We start from the raw sequence: 1,390 nt of genomic DNA, 5'->3' as shown, positions 1-1,390 counted from the left end.
GGTAGGTGGTAGATTGTCGCTTTAAAATTTGGCGTCGAATTTGGAGGACTTGCTAAATTTGACGCTTTTGCTTTGCTAATTTGATTTAAAACCGCAAGTCGGCGTTTTAAATTTTACCCGAGATGCCGTAAAATTTACAGGCTTTTTTAGACGCCATAGATAAGGTATAAAGATGAAACGCATTTTAACTAATATTTTATACACCGTTATTGCGCTGGTTTTGGGGCTTTTGTTGTTAGTCCCCTCTGACGAGACGCAAGAGCCTCAAAAAAACTCCGAGCAGTCGCATTCTGTTACGTTAATGGATAAAACAGCCGGCCAGGTAGATGCGCCGGGTGTGGTCGCCAAAGAGGAAAACGTATCGCAAAAAATCGCCGAACAGCTAAATTTTCCCGCTTTAACGGGCAGAGTCGTAGATCAGGCGGGCATACTTAGTCCCGCCGTCAAAGAGGAGCTAGAAAGTACGCTAGCCGCTCACGAAAACAACACGACCAATCAGGTCGTAGTAGTTACTATAAAAACTCTCGGCGGAGTGAATATTAGTGAATATTCTTTAAAGCTAGGCAGATACTGGGGCATAGGACAAAAAGATAAAAATAACGGCGTGTTACTAGTAGTAGCACCAAACGATAGACAGGTGCGTATCGAGGTCGGATACGGCCTAGAGGGCACGATAACAGATGCTTTTAGCGAAGTCATCATCGATAACTACATAGTTCCGGAGTTTAAAAAAGACGATATAGAGGGCGGCATAAAGATAGGCACGCAAAAGATCCTTGCTCTGCTTGAGGGCGATGAGGTCGTCAGAAAAGATATAGAAAAATTAAGCGAATTTCCGATAGAAGGCTACGTGATGTTATTTAGCGCGCTGCTGATATTCGCTAGAAATATGTTTGGCATAATCGGACAAGTGTGCGCTATTATCGGAGTTAGCGCGTTTACTGGCGGCGCTATTTCGCTTTGGGTAGCGCCAAGATTGGGCATCGAGGATTTCGCCGCCAGAGGCGGTATAACAGCTGCGCTTTCTGCGATACTTCTTGGCATAGCTTTAAGAAACATTCTGGCTAAGAACAAGAGTGACGCTGGTGATGAGGGCATCGAAAAGAGCGACTATGAGGGTCCTGACGGAGACGATGGGGATAATAGAGGCTTTAGAGGCGGCGGCGGAAGCTTTGGCGGAGGCGGAGCTAGCGGCAAGTGGTAGCCGCGGTTTTAAAATTCGGCGCCAAATTTAACCTTTTAAATTCGGTGCTTAAATTTACTTTTGTTATGCGTAAATTTGTGGTAAAATTTAAGACGCATGCTTGCTTGGCTTAAATTTGACGCCGAGCAATGCAAATAACCCAACCAAGGTACAAAAATGAAACGCATTTTATCTACTTTATTTTGC

At 44.5% G+C, this 1,390-nt stretch carries 1 protein-coding gene; it reads left to right on the top strand.

The window, feature by feature from the left end:
• The first annotated feature begins 172 nt into the window (after positions 1-172).
• Entirely contained in the window at positions 173-1,204 is a 1,032-nt protein-coding gene (locus Q0546_RS00305) for a TPM domain-containing protein (RefSeq protein WP_298789495.1), read from the top strand.
• Positions 1,205-1,390 lie beyond the last annotated feature (186 nt).

The sequence above is a fragment of the uncultured Campylobacter sp. genome (genome assembly GCF_937997465.1).
Classification (GTDB): domain Bacteria; phylum Campylobacterota; class Campylobacteria; order Campylobacterales; family Campylobacteraceae; genus Campylobacter_A.
This window is presented reverse-complemented; position numbering and strand designations above follow the sequence as displayed.

Bases quoted from the DNA above. Each gene is read 5' to 3' on its own strand.
- Q0546_RS00305 (WP_298789495.1), top strand. From the start codon at position 173: ATGAAACGCATTTTAACTAATATTTTATACACCGTTATTGCGCTGGTT.